Origin of the sequence: Mesorhizobium sp. M0830 (genome assembly GCF_040319965.1) — a bacterium.
Taxonomy (GTDB): Bacteria; Pseudomonadota; Alphaproteobacteria; order Rhizobiales; family Rhizobiaceae; genus Mesorhizobium.
In genome coordinates, this window is record NZ_JAMYOR010000074.1 from 14830 (window position 1) to 29539 (window position 14710).

The 14710-nt window shown below is 65.3% G+C and carries 13 protein-coding genes; 9 read left to right on the forward strand and 4 right to left on the reverse strand.

The window, feature by feature from the left end; all coding sequences use genetic code 11:
• Positions 1-7: 7 nt before the first annotated feature.
• From srlE to ptsP, 3 genes are read left to right on the forward strand one after another with little or no spacing between them, the layout of a single operon-like run.
• A complete protein-coding gene (gene srlE / locus NKI20_RS29425) occupies positions 8-1012 on the forward strand; it encodes a PTS glucitol/sorbitol transporter subunit IIB (RefSeq protein ID WP_023757335.1) in 1005 nt (334 codons plus the stop codon).
• A 27-nt stretch (positions 1013-1039) separates the two neighbouring features.
• Positions 1040-1420: a PTS glucitol/sorbitol transporter subunit IIA gene (locus tag NKI20_RS29430; RefSeq protein ID WP_352604691.1), complete on the forward strand. Its 381-nt coding sequence runs from the start codon at positions 1040-1042 to the stop codon at positions 1418-1420.
• A 57-nt stretch (positions 1421-1477) separates the two neighbouring features.
• Positions 1478-3457 carry a phosphoenolpyruvate--protein phosphotransferase gene (ptsP, locus tag NKI20_RS29435; RefSeq protein WP_352837108.1) on the forward strand — a complete coding sequence of 660 codons (1980 nt, stop codon included), beginning with the start codon at positions 1478-1480 and terminating at the stop codon, positions 3455-3457.
• Between the two features lie 15 nt (positions 3458-3472).
• On the opposite strand, the gene NKI20_RS29440 is transcribed toward ptsP, so the two are convergent.
• Positions 3473-4276, reverse strand: coding sequence for a hypothetical protein (locus NKI20_RS29440; protein ID WP_352837111.1), 804 nt, complete (start codon positions 4274-4276; stop codon positions 3473-3475).
• A 158-nt stretch (positions 4277-4434) separates the two neighbouring features.
• On the opposite strand from NKI20_RS29440, the gene NKI20_RS29445 reads away from it, so the two are divergent.
• Positions 4435-5445, forward strand: coding sequence for a sugar-binding transcriptional regulator (locus NKI20_RS29445; RefSeq protein WP_023757331.1), 1011 nt, complete (start codon positions 4435-4437; stop codon positions 5443-5445).
• Here NKI20_RS29445 and NKI20_RS29450 read toward each other — a convergent pair.
• The 3 genes from NKI20_RS29450 to NKI20_RS29460 form a co-directional block, all read right to left on the reverse strand.
• Positions 5432-6283: a TIGR01459 family HAD-type hydrolase gene (locus NKI20_RS29450; protein ID WP_352837114.1), complete on the reverse strand. Its 852-nt coding sequence runs from the start codon at positions 6281-6283 to the stop codon at positions 5432-5434. The genes NKI20_RS29445 and NKI20_RS29450 overlap by 14 nt on opposite strands.
• Positions 6280-7554, reverse strand: coding sequence for an FGGY-family carbohydrate kinase (locus tag NKI20_RS29455; RefSeq protein WP_352837117.1), 1275 nt, complete (start codon positions 7552-7554; stop codon positions 6280-6282). Before NKI20_RS29455 ends, NKI20_RS29450 begins: the two co-directional genes overlap by 4 nt.
• A 70-nt stretch (positions 7555-7624) precedes the next feature.
• Complete coding sequence (locus tag NKI20_RS29460) at positions 7625-8671, reverse strand: class II aldolase/adducin family protein (protein ID WP_352837120.1); 1047 nt, start codon at positions 8669-8671, stop codon at positions 7625-7627.
• A 192-nt stretch (positions 8672-8863) separates the two neighbouring features.
• Here NKI20_RS29460 and NKI20_RS29465 point away from each other — a divergent pair, with 192 nt between their 5' ends.
• The 5 genes from NKI20_RS29465 to NKI20_RS29485 all read left to right on the forward strand — a co-directional run bounded on the left by NKI20_RS29465 (position 8864) and on the right by NKI20_RS29485 (position 14573).
• Complete coding sequence (locus NKI20_RS29465) at positions 8864-9646, forward strand: DeoR/GlpR family DNA-binding transcription regulator (RefSeq protein WP_352837123.1); 783 nt, start codon at positions 8864-8866, stop codon at positions 9644-9646.
• Positions 9643-11022 (forward strand): FGGY-family carbohydrate kinase, encoded by a 1380-nt coding sequence (locus NKI20_RS29470; protein WP_352837126.1) that lies wholly within the window; start codon positions 9643-9645, stop codon positions 11020-11022. The genes NKI20_RS29465 and NKI20_RS29470 overlap by 4 nt, the downstream gene beginning before the upstream one ends.
• Positions 11019-12563, forward strand: a complete 1545-nt coding sequence (locus NKI20_RS29475) for a sugar ABC transporter ATP-binding protein (RefSeq protein ID WP_352837129.1) — start codon at positions 11019-11021, stop codon at positions 12561-12563. The genes NKI20_RS29470 and NKI20_RS29475 overlap by 4 nt, the downstream gene beginning before the upstream one ends.
• Entirely contained in the window at positions 12560-13558 is a 999-nt protein-coding gene (locus tag NKI20_RS29480) for an ABC transporter permease subunit (protein ID WP_023757324.1), read from the forward strand. The genes NKI20_RS29475 and NKI20_RS29480 overlap by 4 nt, the downstream gene beginning before the upstream one ends.
• A gap of 76 nt (positions 13559-13634) precedes the next feature.
• Positions 13635-14573, forward strand: a complete 939-nt coding sequence (locus NKI20_RS29485) for an ABC transporter substrate-binding protein (protein WP_023757323.1) — start codon at positions 13635-13637, stop codon at positions 14571-14573.
• Positions 14574-14710: the final 137 nt, after the last annotated feature.

Below are 14710 nucleotides of genomic sequence, written 5' to 3' on the forward strand. Positions count from 1 at the left end.
GGACATCATGGACAAGATATACAAAGCCGTACAGATTTCCCAAGGCAAGACCGGCTGGGGCGGCCCACTGGTCATCGAGCCGACCGCACAACGAAGCAAGGTTGTTTCGGTGACTGGCGGCGGCATTCACCCGGTGGCGCAGCTCATCGCCGACATGACCGGTGCCGAAGCCGTCGACGGCTTCAGGGCGCCGCCGATCGAAAGCGAGATGGCGGTCGTGGTCGTCGACTGCGGCGGCACCGCACGCTGCGGCGTCTATCCGCGCAAGCGCATTCCGACCGTCAACCTGACGCCGGTCGGTCAATCCGGGCCGCTGGCCCAGTTCATCACCGAAGACATCTACGTTTCGGGCGTAAAGCCGGCCAACATCAAAATGGCGGACGGATCCGAAACGGTCACCACTGCAGGGGGAGCAGCAGCGATGGGTTCGAGCAATAGCAATGCCACTGCGGTACCACAGCCGCTGCCAAGCGAGGGTGGGCTGATCGGCCTCATCAGTTCGATAGGCCGCGTCATGGGGCGTATCGTCGGTATCTTCTTCAATGCCGGGCGCCGCACCATCGATCAGGTCATCCGCAACGTGCTGCCGTTCATGGCCTTCGTGACCATGCTCATCGGTCTGATCCTGTACACCGGCATCGGCGATGTGCTGGCACAGCCGATGGGGCCGCTGGCCAACAACATCGTCGGCCTGCTGATCATCTCGGCGATCTGCGGCTTGCCGTTCCTGTCGCCCATCCTCGGGCCAGGCGCTGTCATCGCGCAGGTCATCGGCGTCGCCATCATCGGCCCGCAGATCGCCAACGGCACGATTTCGCCGGCGATGGCGCTGCCGGCGCTGTTTGCCTACAATACCCAGGTCGGCTGTGATTTTGTCCCCGTCGGCCTGGCGCTCGGCGAGGCGAAGCCGAAGACGATCGAGATCGGTGTTCCGGCGGTGCTGATCAGTCGCCAGATCATGGGCCCGGTCTCGGTGCTGATCGCCTGGGTCGTCAGCCTGATCGTGTTCTAAGGTCAATTGGAAAATGAGGTTCGCCATATGACGGTTCTTCTGAGAACGCGGGTCACTTCCGTCGGCCCCGAAGTGGCGGACCTCGCCGAAGCGGGCGTGGTCATCCTGTTTGCGGATGGCTCGCCGCCGGAGCTTGCCGAGGTTTCGGTGCTCCACCAGACCGAGCAGGGACCGAGTGACGGAGCGCCCGCCAAGGGCGCTTCGATCACCCTCGGGCCGGTTTCAGCTTCCATAACGGCGGTCGGCGCCAGCGCATGGAGCAAGGTGTTGGAAATGGGCCATGTCGTCATCTCGTTCAACGGCGCCGCCGAGGCCGAGAGGCCAGGCGAAATCTGCGCATCGCCGGTCGATCCGGAAGCGCTCGTGGCCGCCCTGAAGTCCGGTACGATCATCACCATCGCCGCCTGACGGCATTCGCGCCGTCATCCGTGTGACGGTGGCGCCAAGAAAAGCAGAGTATTTGCCATGGAACGCTCGACCATCGTCAGAGTGCATGAAGGTTTGCACGCCCGTCCCGCGACGCGGTTCGTCAAGCTCGCCAAGGGTTTCGAATCCGATGTCGAGTTGGTCAAGGACGGCAAGGCGGTGAGCGCCAAGAGCTCGGTCAAGCTGATGCTGCTGGCGGTCAAGGAAAACCAGGAGGTCACCGTTCGGGCCAATGGCGCCGACGCCATCGAGGCCATCGAGGCGTTGATCGGCTATCTGGAAAATCCGAGGGCTGGCCTTGAGGATGAGGAACACCAGCCGACCGGCGATACCGGGCCGAAGCCGGCGGTCAAGCCCGCAACCGAATCCGCACCGGCGTCACCTCGAGCTGCAACCGGCTTGCGTGGTGTGGCCGCGAGCGAAGGCTTCGCCATCGGCCCGGCCTTTGCGCATTTCCCGCCTGATATCGCCGGGCAGGGCCGCGTGTTGCAGGCCGAGGAGATTGCCGGTGAGATCGACAGGTTCCGCGCCGCTGTCGCCGCAGTCCAGACGCGCATGGACCAGGCGCTGGCGCAGGACAGCCTGTCGGCTGGAGACCGCGGCATCGTCGCCGCGCTCCGTGACATCGCCGCCGACGCCAGCCTGACCGGCGAGGCCGAAAGCCTGATCAGGGGCGGCAACGACGCGATTTCGGCTGTCATCACCGCGGCGTCCACCATCGCCGCCGATTTCAGCGCTGTCGACGATCACTATCTCAACGCACGGGCGGATGACGTTCACGCGGTCGGCCGGCAGATCTGCCTGGTGCTGCTTGGACAGGACGATGTCAGCCTCGAGAACATCCCTCAGGGAGCTATCCTGATTGCCGATGACATCGGTGCCTGGGATCTGGCGCGCGCGCCGCTGAAGCGCATCGGCGGCGTGATATGCGGCCATGGCGGCGCGACCTCTCACATCGCCATTATCGCCCGCTCGCACGGCATTCCGGCGGTGCTCGGCCTCGGCGACCAGGTCAATGCCTTGCGCACCGCGCGAGAAGTCGCGCTCGACGGCAACAATGGCCATGTGATCATCGACCCCGACGAGGCGACCCGTGCCGATTTCGCCGGCCGCGTCGAAGCGGCGGCAAAAGAGCGCGCCGGATTGACCGTCTTCAAGACGGTGACGCCGAAACTCGCCGACGGCAGGATCGTCGAAGTCGCGGCCAATATCGGCTCGCTGGAGGAAATCGAGGCAGCACAGGAGGCTGGCGCGATGGGCATCGGCCTGTTCCGCACCGAGCTTCTGTTCATGCGCCACATGCACCTTCCCTCCGAAGACATGCAGGCGGAGACCTACGCGGCGCTGGCCAAGGCATTCTCGCCATATCCGGTCATCGTGCGGACGCTCGACATTGGCGGCGACAAGCCGATTGTCGGCATCGAATTTCCCGACGAGGAAAACCCCTTCTTGGGCTGGCGAGGCATTCGCATGTGCCTCGACCGGCCCGACATCTTCAAGCGCCAGCTGCGGGCGCTGCTGCGGGCGGCCGTGCACGGCAACATCAAGGTGATGTTGCCGATGGTCTCCGATATCAGCGAGGTCAGGCAGACGCGGGTTCTGGTCGATCAATGCGCCGCCGAACTGAAGGCCGAGGGCGTGCCGCACGCGGCGTTCGATCTCGGCGTGATGATCGAGACTCCGGCCGCCGTACTGATCGCCCCGGCGCTGGCCAGGGAAGTCGCCTTCTTCTCGATCGGCACCAATGATCTCACCCAGTACATCATGGCGGCCGACCGGCTCAACCCGACCGTGGCCAAGCTCAACGACGTCACCAATCCGGCGGTCATGTCGGCAATCGAAATGACGGCCAAAGCCGGCGTCGCCGCCGGCATCATGGTCGGCATGTGCGGTGAGGCGGCCGGTCGTCCCGACCTTATCGCCACCTTCGTGGGGATGGGGCTGACCGAGCTCTCGATGAGCCCGGCTTCGATCCAGCGCGCCAAGAAGGCGATCATGGCGATGACGGCGGAAGGCTAGCCGGAGTCTCGATAATTACGGCAAATGGGCAAGCAAGGTGGCGAAAACGGGTGTCAGTTCGGCGATCGGGTTCGCCTTGGCGCAGGCCTGAACGATACGGTCGCGGCGGATATCGGCTGCCAGGATCGCGATTTCCAGCATATCAGGTTCCGGCGAACCGTCCCTGCCGGTGGTTGCCAGCCCGCAGGCCAAAGCGAGCGGCGCCAGACAGCTTATGTCGAGCGCTTGGCCGCTCGCCCGCGCCGACGTTTCCGGCGCGGCCTCGGCAAAGCGAACGGGATGCTGGTTGAGGCACTCGACCAGCAGCGCCGAACAAATTGCCGCGATCGCCTGCAATCCGGCGCCCGGCGCGGCCAATGCGGCCAAAAGGTCGCCATGCCGCTTGCGCATCGTGGCATGGACGGCGGCAAAATCAGCTTCGTGGATGCGGGCATTGTCGATATTCAGGCCGGCAAGCACCGCCTTGGTCAGGTAGTACATATCGCGCCGGAACAGGCGCTCCGCGCTCAGCTGGCGATCCTCGTTGCCGACCGGGAAATAGGTGCCGAGGCCCTTCACGGTTGTGCCGTCCACCTTTATCGGGCGCTCGTGCGGGACGAAGGATTCAGCGATCGACAGCGCTTCGTCGACTGCACTCGCGGCATGGCTGAGCAGGCCTTCGATGCCCTTGCCCGGAAACGGTGGCAGATGGCTGGTTGCTTCGCGCAGAATACTGGCGTCGCCGCTGCCGTCATGGCGGCTCTGGCGGATGGCATCGCGGACTTCCCGCAGCCGGTCCTTCAGGTTGACGCGGACATCTTCGGAGATTTGTCGGAGCATGGCGGATCGCCTCGAAATTGCTGCGGATGGCCGCCAACAGGGAGTGGCCACCACCTCTACATTGTTCCTATCGATTGGTAGATCAATAGGCGATACTAGACCAGCATGCAGAATCGGCGACGGCGCGCTCGTCCTTCGCCGCAGGGGGAGAGACACGCGTGGGCAGGCGACGACAGGGTGAAAACGGCGACGGCCGCGGCGAGGCAACCGAGCAGGTCGCCGGCGAAAGCCGGACGGATCGCCTCAGGATCCGCGCCGCCTGGATGTATTTCGTCGAGCAGATGACGCAGAACGAGATCGCCGATGTGCTCGGCGTCGGCCGCGTCACCATCGTGCGCATGCTGGCGGATGCCCGCGCACGCAATGAAGTCAAAATCAGCATTGAGAGCGAATTGTCGGAGATCGTCCGGCTGGAGCGCGCGCTGGAAAAGACGTTCGGCTTGCAACAGGCGCTGGTGGCACCGCTTTCCGCGCCCAATGCCGATCCGGTCCAGGCGATCAGCGCCAAGACCGGCAGCTTTCTCTCCGACACGATGAAGTCCGGCATGCGCGTCGGCGTCGGCTGGGGCCGGACGCTGTTTTCGAGCCTGCCCTTCATCAGTGCCAAGTCGCTCACCGACTTCAAGGTCATTTCGCTGCTTGGCGGTGTCGGCGTCGTGCGGCGCTACAACCCGGCAGAGTTCGCCTGGCGCTTCGCCCAGATCTTCCAGGGCGACGGCTATCTGATCCCGACGCCGGCCGTGGTCGATAGCGTCGAGACGAAGATCGCGCTGGTCGAGCGCTGCGGCCTGCAGGAGGTTTTTGAGATGGCCAACGTGCTCGATGCCGTTCTGCTGAGCGTCGGCGGCATCGCCTCGGCCACAACCTTCTCTCTAGGCGGCTTTCTCAAGGAGGCGGATCGGGAGGCCCTGCTTGCGCGTGGCGCCGTTGGCGACCTGCTGTTCCATTTCTTCGACCGCAATGGCGATCTGGTCGACCATCCCGTCAACAGCCACGTGATGTCGGTGGATGTCGATCGCCTGCGCAAGGCGCCGATCCGCATCCTCACCTCGGGCGGTGCGGAGAAGACCGAGGCGCTGCTCGGCGCCATGACCCTGATCGCGCCAACGATCCTGATCACTGACGAGGAAAGCGCACGGCGCATGCTGGAAGCGGTCAGCGGAAGCTGAAGCTGTCCGTGATGTAGTCCGGCCACGCCTGCTGTTCGTCGAAAACGGCGGCGAGATCCGGTGTGTCCGCCAGTATTCCACTGAGCACCAGCGCCGTGGCGACGCCGGCGCTGTTTCCCCCTGATATGTCGTGCTCGACGCTGTCACCGATGCAGACCACGGTGCCGCGGTCCGGCTCGCCTGCCAGCGCCAGTGCTGCGTCGAAAATCGCCCTGTAGGGCTTGCCGATGCGGGTGACGTTGCCGCCCAGGCTCTCATAGAGGTCCGCCAACCTGCCTGCGCCGAAGCGTGGGCCGAGGGATGTCAGCATGACGGAGTCAGGATTGGTGCAGAAGCATGGCACCCGCCGCGCCGCTGCCGGCTCGAGCAGGTGGCGGTAATGGTCGAGGTCGTAGCGGTCGCCCTCGCTGGCTGAAATCAGCACCAGTTCGGCGTCTTCGCCGGCCTCGGTCAGCATAAAAGGCAGGCCCTCGGTGGCCGTGCGATCGTCGTCGCGGCTGATCAGCAGGCATTTTGTCCCCGGGCGTAGCTCTCCCGATGCCGCCATGTCATGAAAGGATCGCCACGCCACCTCTCCGGAGGAGACAAAATGGTCCCAGCTTCCCGGTTCGAAGCCGAGTTTTATGAGCCGGCTTTCATTGGGCTGCGCCCGCTTGCCGGAATTGGAAATCAGCACCACGGTCTTGCCGGCGCGCTTCAGTGCCGACAGGGCCGCCACCGCACCCGGATAGGGCCGCGTGCCGTCATGCAGAACGCCGAATTGGTCGAGCAGGAGCACGTCGTAGCGTTCCGCCAGCGGCCCGATGCCCTCGAGACGTTCTACGTTTTTCGTCCTCATAGGAACTCCGCCTCGCTTGCACCCTGCAGCGCCAGCCGCGCCGTGCCGGCGGCGGCCTCATCGGAAAGCGCGGGCAGAAAGTCGACGCCGAGCTGGCGCTGCCGGATCGCCGTCCAGGCCGGATTCGCGGCACCACCGCCGACGCTCCTGACCGATGTCAGCGCAGGCGCACCGAGTTCGGCAAGCCGGTCATAGCCAAGCGCTTCGATCGCGGCGATGCCCTCGAACATCGCCTGGAGATAGTCGGCATCGTCCGCTGGCCGGGGTGTGAGGCGTGGCGGCAGCGCGGGATCGGCGATCGGGAAGCGTTCGCCAGCGGTGCTGAGCGGGTAGTAGTCAAGGCCTGTCTCGGTCGTGGGGTCGATTGCCGCGCTGAGTTCGATGATGCGCGCGAGCGGAAAATGCTGCGCCAGCACCTTGCCGCCGGAATTCGACGCGCCGCCGGCCAGCCAGGCGTTGCCAAGCCGATGGCTGTATATGCCGAAGCGCGGCGCCGAGATCGGCCGATCGGACAGGATCTTGATGGTCAGCGAGGATCCTAGAGCCGTGACGCCGTCGCCGATAGTCGCTGCGCCGGTCGCCAGGAACGAGGCGCAGCCATCCGTGGTGCCGGCGACCACGGCCACATCGCGCGGCAAGCCGAACTGCTCCGCGGCGGCAGCGGTGAGAGCGCCGGTGACATCGCCCGGCTCGACGACGCGCGGCAGCAACTCCATGCGCATTCCGGTCGTCGCGATCCAATCCGGCCAGCGGCGGGCTTCGACATCGTAGCCCGTCTTCAGAGCATTGTTCTCGTCGCTGACATCGAAGCGGCCGGAGAAGTTTCCGGCGATCCAATCGGCCTGGTGCACCATCTTCGCGACGCCGGAAAGGCGCTGAAACTGGAGCGCCTTGGCAAGCCCTGATGTTGGGCCATGCGCAGCACTTGCGGCCGGCGCCGCGCGTGCGATCTTGGCCAGGATGTCGTCATCGGCGACCTTGTCGTTGTACATCAGCGGCTCCGCCAGCGGTCGCCCGGCGGCATCGATCGGCAGCAGCGTGCCCGACGTGCCGTCGACGGCAATGGCGCGGACCGCTGCGCCGTCGATGCCGGACAGCAGCTCGATCAGCGCCGCCTCGACCGCTTGCCACCATGCCGCCGGGTCGCGGCCATCACTACTAAATCTGTCGAGCGGAACAGCCGAATGCCCGGCTATGGAGAAATCCGGGCGCATGGCCACGGCGCGCGCACCTGACGTGCCGATGTCGATGCCGATGGCAAGTGGCATCATGGCATCTGTCCTTTGCTCTATGTTCGTTTGAGCATGATTTTTTCCGAAAACCGGTATCCACTTTTCGGGATCATGCTCCGCCGGCCGCGTTGAGCTTCTGGCGATACTGCTCGGCGTCCCAGTTGACCAGCTCGTCATTCTCGGCGGCGGTGAGATAGTTCAGCCGCGCCGCGACGTCGATGCGCGCCGTCACGTCGGCGAGGCAGCGTTGCATGGCGTCGGCTCCGGCACTGGCATCGCCGCGCATCAGTACGCCAGCGCCGGGAAACAGGATCGCCGCCGGCGCCGTGTCCAGCCGTGCGATGGTATCGGCCACAGTCTCGCCGGACCCGGCGACGGCGGAGCCTTGGCCGAGGAAAATGACATGGTCCGGATAGAGGCTGCCGGCCTCCGCCATGCGACGGCTCTCCGGGTCGAGCGCAACCGCATGTGCTTCGACATCGGCCGGCAATCTGTAGCCACTGTCGCCGGCAAGTGTCGTCAGGGCCGCAATGTCGGGCGGGGCGGTCGTACGCGCCGGCCGGGCCAGCAGGGACCTGACACGGCGCAGCAGAAGCTCCGCCCCGGCGACGGTTTCGGCGGCGACGACCAGCCCGTGATTGGCAAGGATCAGCACGTCGACATCAGGCCGAAGCTTTTCGGCGATGCCGCGGGCAAGCGGCAGGCCTGGCCGGAAATAGGGCACATAGGCCCATTCGATGCCATCGAGCCGCCTGGCGGCCTCGGCCTCGCCATCAGCTTGCACGGCAAGCGAGATGGTGTCGACGCAGTGGACATGCAGAACGACGCGCTGCGGCATCAGGGCGTGCACCGTGGTCTCGATTGATGGGCGCAAGCCGCGCGGATTGAGCGCCGCAATGGTGAAGCCCTGCGGCTGGTCGGCGGCGCGGTCGCGCTGTTCGACGGCCCTGAGCAGCGGCGCCATCGCCACCGGCACCATGATGTCGTCGGTGAGCGCATCCTTCAGCCAGGTGCCGGAGGCCTTGATCCACAACGTGTCGCCGGCTTTCAGCGAGGTGTTGCCGCCCGCCGCCTGGGTCAGATGCGGGCTCCGCCCGATGCTGGCCGAAAGCGCCCGCAAGGCGGCCAGTTCCTGCGCGTCAGCTTGGGTTGCCATGGCGCTTTTCCTCCGACGGCTCGGCCGTGTCCTGCGCGAAATCCCGTTGCCGGGATCGAACTGGCGCTGATATCGCAGATGCGAGTGATCTACGTCAATAGTGATCTACTATCATCAAAACCCGCTTGCAATCTGGCTACTGTTGAGTAAGTTGCGCCAATTGCCATGGAAAAGGGCACTCGGGAGGAAAGAGTGAGCGACTCCGGCCGCCAGCGTCAGATCGTTGAACTGCTGCGGGATCGCCCGTTCGCCTCGGTGCGCGAGCTTCAGGAGCGGCTCGGCGTTTCCGCCGCGACGGTCAGGCGCGACATCGACAGGATCGACGAAGCCGGCGAGGCGCGAAAGGTCTATGGCGGCATCTCGGCGCTCGATGGCGCTTCCCAGGCGGGTGTCGCCTATGCGAGGCCCTATGACGAGAACCGCGACCTAGCGGTCGAGGCCAAGCGGCAGATCGCCGCCCTTGCCGCGACGATGGTGCGCGACGGCGATGCAGTCATCGTGCATGGCGGTTCGACCTGCTTCCATCTCGGGGTCAAGCTCGCCGAGCGCAACATCCGGCTCTACACCAACTCGATGCCGCTGGCGGCCTATCTGAGCGACCACGGCCATTGCAGCCTGACCGTTGCCGGCGGCGACCTGCATCGCGAACCCGGCATCATCCATTCGCTCATCCAGCCCGTGCCCTTCTACGGCTCGAAATTCTTCCTCGGCGCGCAAGGCATTGGCCAGGAAGGCGTGCTGGAATCGCATCCCTTGCTAGTGCGCTCCATCATCGACCTCAGCCTCTGCGCCGACCAGATCGTGGTGCTGGCCGACAGCCGCAAATTGTCGATCCATGCGCGCAACGTCGCCTTGCCGCTTTCCCGCATCGGGACGCTGGTCACCGACGAGGGCCTCTCCGACACTGACGCGCGCATGCTGGAAGACGCCGGCGTCATGGTGCGGATTGCCTCATCCTCGGGAGCCATGCAGTGAAGGCGGCGGTCCTTGATTTCGGCAAAACCAATTCGAAGCTGTTCGTCTTCGGTCAGGACGGGCGCATTCTCGATGAGCGCCGGACCCAGCCGAACTGGGTGCGCCAAGGCGGCTTCAGCGTGCTCGACGAGGCTGCGCTCCACGAGTGGGCGCTCAATGCCGTCGCCGATGCGGTCGACAGCCATGGCATCGAGGGGCTGATGGTGTCGGGCCATGGCTGCACCTTCGCCCTGATCGACGAGGTGGCGCTCACACATCCGATCCTCGACTACGAGCAAGAGCCGCCGGCCGAGATTGCCGCCCGGATCGATCGTTGCATTCCGGACTTTGCCGAAACCTTCTCACCGCGACTGCCGCTCGGCTTCAACTACGGCCGCCACATGCTGTGGCTTGAGGCGGTTGATCCGGAGGCGTTCGCGGCGTCGAAATCGATCCTCGGCTATCCGCAATACTGGAGCTGGCGCCTTGGCGGGCGAGCGGTATCGGAAGTGTCCTATCTTGGCTGCCACTCGCATCTGTGGGCGCCGCGCAAGCGCGATTTTTCCTCGCTGGTCGACGCGCAGGGTTGGCGTGACCGGATGCCTTCCTTCGAGCGCGCCGGCACCGTGATCGGCGAACGGCACCTCGGCAACGCGGCTCGGCCGATCGCCATCCACAATGGCGTCCATGACTCGAATGCGGCGCTGCATGCCTATCGCCGGCAGGAGCTCGGCCCGGTCACCGTCGTTTCGACCGGCACCTGGGTCATCGTGCTCAATCCCGACTGCCCGCTCGACGCGCTCGACCAGGATCGCGACATGCTGGTCAATGTCGATGTCGACGGCGGCCCGGTGCCGACCATCCGTTTCATGGGCGGGCGCGAATTCGCAACCATCAGCGGCGGCTGGCAAGGCGAAATCGGCCTGTCCTCGATACAACGGGTGATCGACGCTGGCATCATGGCGCTGCCGAGCTTCGCGCCGGGCGGGCCGATGTCCGGCCAGTCCGGCCGGATGGTCGGGCGTACGCCCGATGCCGAGGAACGGGCGGCCGTGGCTTTGCTCTATGTCGCGCTGATGGTCGACCTGTCGCTCGACCTGATCCATTCGAACAACACCGTGATCGTCGATGGCGGGCTGAACACGGGCGGCCGGCTCGCCGGGTTGTTGGCCGAGCTGCGCCCCAGCCAGGCCTTCCTGCAAGGCGCCACGCTGGAAGGCAGCGCCACGGGTGCCGCGGCGCTCGCCTTCGAGAGTGTCGGCCGCGAATTTGCCGCCGAGGTTCCGGAGCCGGTGCACGCATCGCGTTTCACTGGATTGGCGTCCTATCGCGATGATTGGCATGCCTTCGCTATGGATCGGGGCATCGCCGGTGCGGCGGCGGGAGGCGCGCGATGAGCGCGGCTGCCAAAGTCGAGACGGCGCGCCAGCCGGTGCTGGAAATGCGGCACATCTCCAAGACATTCGGTGCGATCCGCGCCTTGCAGGATGTCTCGCTCAGCGTCCATGCCGGCGAATTGCATGCATTGATGGGCGAGAACGGCGCCGGAAAATCAACGCTAATGAAGGTGCTTTCAGGCGCCTATCGGCCGGATGCCGGCGGCGAGATCCTGATCGACGGCATGCCCGCCGTGACCGGCGATCCGATCAAGGCGCGCGCCAGCGGCGTCGCGGTGATCTATCAGGAGCTGTCGCTGGCGCCCAATCTGACGGTGGCGCAAAACATCTTCCTCGGCAACGAACCACGCCGTTTCGGCATCGTCGACCGTGACCAGTGCACCCGGCGGGCCACGGAGATCATCGCGCGTCTCGGCGTCTCTTTCTCGGCCCGCGACGTGGTCTCCAGCCTGTCGCTTGGCGAGCGCCAACTGGTCGAGATCGCCCGCGCGCTGTCGACCAATGCGCGCATCATCGTCATGGATGAGCCGACGACTTCACTGACCTCGCGCGAGACCGACCGGCTGTTCGAGGTCATTGCGACGCTAAAATCGCAAGGCATCGCCATCATCTACATCAGTCACCGCATGGAAGAGGTCTACCAGCTTGCCGACCGCGTCAGCGTGCTGCGCGACAGCGGTTATGTCGGCACGCTCGGGCGGGCCGAGCTCAGCGCCTCGCGCCTGGTATCGATGATGGTCGGCCGCGATCTGTCCGCCTTCTACAAGAAGGACCATCGGCCGCCGGACGAAAAGCGCGCGGTGGCACTCTCGGTGCGCGGCATGTCCGACGGCCGTCTCTTGAAGAACTGTTCGTTCGACCTGCACGAAGGCGAGGTGCTGGCGCTGGCGGGTCTGGTCGGCTCCGGCCGCACCGAGCTTGCACGGCTGATCTTTGGCGCCGACAGGCGCACATCCGGCACGTTGGAACTCGACGGCGAGCCTGTAACCATCGGCTCGCCGCGTGAGGCGCTCGATGCCGGCATTGCCTATCTGACCGAGGACCGCAAGGAACTCGGCCTGTTCCTCGACATGTCGATTTCCGACAACATCAATATGGGCGTGCTGGCGAAGGATGCGGGCGCAGGCGGCTTGCGCGACTTCGCGGCCGCCGAAAGACGCGCTTCCAAGGCTGTTGCCGATCTCTCCATCCGCACCGGTTCGGTGCAGGCCAATGCCGGCTCGCTGTCGGGCGGCAACCAGCAGAAGGTGCTGCTCGCCCGGCTGCTCGAAACCAAGCCGAGGGTCGTCATCCTCGACGAGCCGACCCGCGGCGTCGATGTCGGGGCAAAGTCGGAAATCTACCGGCTGATCGACAATCTCGCCAAGCAGGGCATCGCCGTCTTGATGATCTCCAGCGAACTGCCGGAGGTGATCGGCGTCGCCGATCGCGTGCTGGTGATGCGCGACGGCACGATTTCGGGCGAGGTGACGGCAAGCCAGGGCGAGCCGCTCAGCCAGGAAAAAATCATGGAACTTGCAACGGGAGCGGCTCAGCAATGACCGACAAGGCGACCGAGATCAGCGCAGGCGGCCAGGCCACGGGCGCGAGCCGGCGGTTGCGCACGGCTTTCGCCGCCCTCGGCATGCTGCCGGTACTGATCCTGCTGGCGGCCGGCTTCCAATTCCTGAACCCGCGTTTCCTGACCGAGACCAATTTGCTGATCGTCACACAGCAATCATCGATCAACATCGTGCTTGCGGCCGGAATGACCTTCGTCATCCTGACAGGCGGCATCGACCTGTCTGTCGGCGCCATCCTTGCTGCCTCGGCGATGGTGGCGGTGATCGTATCGCTGGTGCCCGATTGGGGCCTGCTCGGCGTGCCGGCGGCCATTCTGGTCGGCCTCGGCTTCGGCGTCATCAACGGGCTGCTCATAGCATATATCAAGCTGCCGCCGTTCATCGTCACGCTCGGTTCGCTGACCGCTGTGCGCGGCGTCGCCCGCCTGCTCGGCCAGGACACGACGGTGTTCAACGCGGACCTGCCGTTCGACTTCATCGGCAACGGTTCGCTGTTCGGCATTCCCTGGCTGGTCATCATCGCGCTGTCGGTGGTGGTGCTGTCTTGGCTGGTGCTCAAGCGCACCGTGCTCGGCACCTGGATCTACGCCGTCGGCGGCAACGCCGAGGCGGCACGCCTGACCGGCATCAAGGTGCCGCTGGTGCTGCTCTTCGTCTATGGCGTTTCCGGCCTTCTGGCTGGCCTTGGCGGCGCCATGTCGGCGGCCCGGCTCTATGCCGCCAACGGCCTGCAGCTCGGCCAGTCCTACGAACTCGATGCCATTGCCGCTGTCATTCTCGGCGGCACCAGTTTCGTCGGCGGCGTCGGCTCGATCTGGGGCACGCTGATCGGCGGCCTGATCATCGCCGTGCTCTCCAACGGGCTCATCTTGGCCGGCGTTTCGGACATCTGGCAGTACATCATCAAGGGATTGGTCATCATCGTGGCGGTCGCCCTCGACCGCTACAGGCTCCAGGCCGGAGCTCGAACGTGATTGACCTTAGTCGCCGGCGTCAACGACCGGTTTGTGTAACGCACCGTGAGAGGCGCGGGGCAATCGGAGGAAAGCAATGAAGACCATCGCCAAACTGCTCTGCGGCGTCGCACTCGCGTCGCTCGCCATCGCGCCTGCTTCGGCCAAGGACCTCAACAAGGTCGGCATCTCGGTCGGCCTGCTCGGCAACCCCTTCTTCGTCGCCACCATCAAGGGCATCGAGGATGCGGCCAAGAAGATCAATCCGAAGGTCGAGGTGACGTCGGTGTCGGCCGATTATGACCTCAACAAGCAGGTCTCGCAGGTCGATTCGTTCATCGCCGCCGGCGTCGATGTGATCATGCTCAACGCCGTCGACGCCAAGGCTATCGCGCCGGCAGTGAAGAAGGCGCAGGCTGCGGGCATCGTCGTCGCCGCCTTCGACGTTTCGGCACCCGGCGCCGACGTCACGGTGATGACCAACAACGTCAAGGCCGGCGAAGAGGCCTGCCAGTACCTGGTTGACCATACCGGCGGCAAGGGCGACTACGTCATTCTCAACGGGCCGGCATCGTCGTCGATCCTGGAGCGGGTGAAGGGCTGCAAGAACGTGCTGGCGCAGCATCCCGAAATCAAGATCCTCTCCGACGACCAGAACGCCGAAGGCTCGCGGGACGGCGGCCTGAAGGTGTTCCAGTCGCTGCTCACCCGCTTCGACAAGATCGATGCCGTGTTTGCCATCAACGACCCGACGGCGATCGGCGCCCAGCTTGCGGCCAAGCAGCTCAACCGCTCGGAGTTCCTCTTCACCGCCGTCGACGGCGCCCCCGATATCGAGAAGGAACTCTCCTCCGGCACCTCGATGATCAAGGCTTCGGCCTCGCAGGACCCTTATGTGATGGCTGGCCAGTCGCTGACGATGGCTGCTGAACTGCTGGCCGGCAAGAAGCCGGCGGAGCCGACCGTGCTGCTCGACCCGAAGCTGATCACAGCCGAGAACCTGAAGGACTACAAGGGCTGGACCGCGGCCCGCTAAACGTCCCTCAGCAGCGTGGGGGGGGGGGGGGGGGGGGGGCCGGCGGCGGGCGCCAGCCGGGCCGCCAGGCCCGGCGGGACCCAGGAGGGGCCCGGGGGGGGGAGGGGGGGGGAGGGTTGGAGAAGTGGCGTGAGCGG

Excerpts from the sequence above, each read along its gene's own strand:
- NKI20_RS29475 (WP_352837129.1), top strand. The coding sequence starts at position 11,019 with ATGAGCGCGGCTGCCAAAGTCGAGACGGCGCGCCAGCCGGTGCTGGAA.
- NKI20_RS29430 (WP_352604691.1), top strand. The coding sequence starts at position 1,040 with ATGACGGTTCTTCTGAGAACGCGGGTCACTTCCGTCGGCCCCGAAGTG.
- NKI20_RS29440 (WP_352837111.1), bottom strand. The coding sequence starts at position 4,276 with ATGCTCCGACAAATCTCCGAAGATGTCCGCGTCAACCTGAAGGACCGG.
- NKI20_RS29450 (WP_352837114.1), bottom strand. The coding sequence starts at position 6,283 with ATGAGGACGAAAAACGTAGAACGTCTCGAGGGCATCGGGCCGCTGGCG.
- srlE (WP_023757335.1), top strand. The coding sequence starts at position 8 with ATGGACAAGATATACAAAGCCGTACAGATTTCCCAAGGCAAGACCGGC.
- ptsP (WP_352837108.1), top strand. The coding sequence starts at position 1,478 with ATGGAACGCTCGACCATCGTCAGAGTGCATGAAGGTTTGCACGCCCGT.
- NKI20_RS29480 (WP_023757324.1), top strand. The coding sequence starts at position 12,560 with ATGACCGACAAGGCGACCGAGATCAGCGCAGGCGGCCAGGCCACGGGC.
- NKI20_RS29455 (WP_352837117.1), bottom strand. The coding sequence starts at position 7,554 with ATGATGCCACTTGCCATCGGCATCGACATCGGCACGTCAGGTGCGCGC.
- NKI20_RS29460 (WP_352837120.1), bottom strand. The coding sequence starts at position 8,671 with ATGGCAACCCAAGCTGACGCGCAGGAACTGGCCGCCTTGCGGGCGCTT.
- NKI20_RS29485 (WP_023757323.1), top strand. The coding sequence starts at position 13,635 with ATGAAGACCATCGCCAAACTGCTCTGCGGCGTCGCACTCGCGTCGCTC.